The 456-nt window shown below is 39.0% G+C and carries 1 protein-coding gene; it reads left to right on the top strand.

Features of this window, described 5'->3' with window-relative positions; all coding sequences use genetic code 11:
* Window positions 1–456 (top strand): TonB-dependent receptor domain-containing protein (locus BBI00_RS15325; protein WP_165602544.1); only part of this gene is annotated, 456 nt, incomplete at both ends.

The following is a 456-nucleotide window of genomic DNA, read 5'->3' as shown; positions in this document are numbered from 1 at the left end:
TTCAGCAACTTCCTCGACAGCAAAGTTTTTGATTTCCAGTTAGGGTATGAATTAGACTATACCAATGGCTATGCCGCTTTAATTGCCGGAGATTTCTTCGGTGAGGCGGTAAAAAGAAAGATCTTCACCTATTCCAATTTCCTTTCTGCAGAATGGAATGTGTCAGACAAATTCTCTTTAAGACCGGGAGTAAGACTTTCTCTTAGCGAAAACTTTAATAATCAGTACAACTATTCTTTATCAGCAAGATATAAAACCTCTGAGAATTCAAACCTTAGAGCAGTTGTGGGATCGGCTAACCGCTTCCCAAAATATGACGAGTTGTACACCTATTTTGTGAATCTTAATCATGATGTACAGGGAAATCCGGACTTGAATCCTGAAAAAGGATTCTCTGCAGGACTTTTCTGGAATCAGAACTTTTCAGCAGATAATGGATGGAAGATCGCTTATGGA

The organism is Chryseobacterium arthrosphaerae, assembly GCF_001684965.1.
GTDB lineage: Bacteria > Bacteroidota > Bacteroidia > Flavobacteriales > Weeksellaceae > Chryseobacterium > Chryseobacterium arthrosphaerae.
The sequence above is the reverse complement of the archived record's forward strand: the minus strand, read 5'-3'. Positions and strand labels throughout refer to the sequence as shown.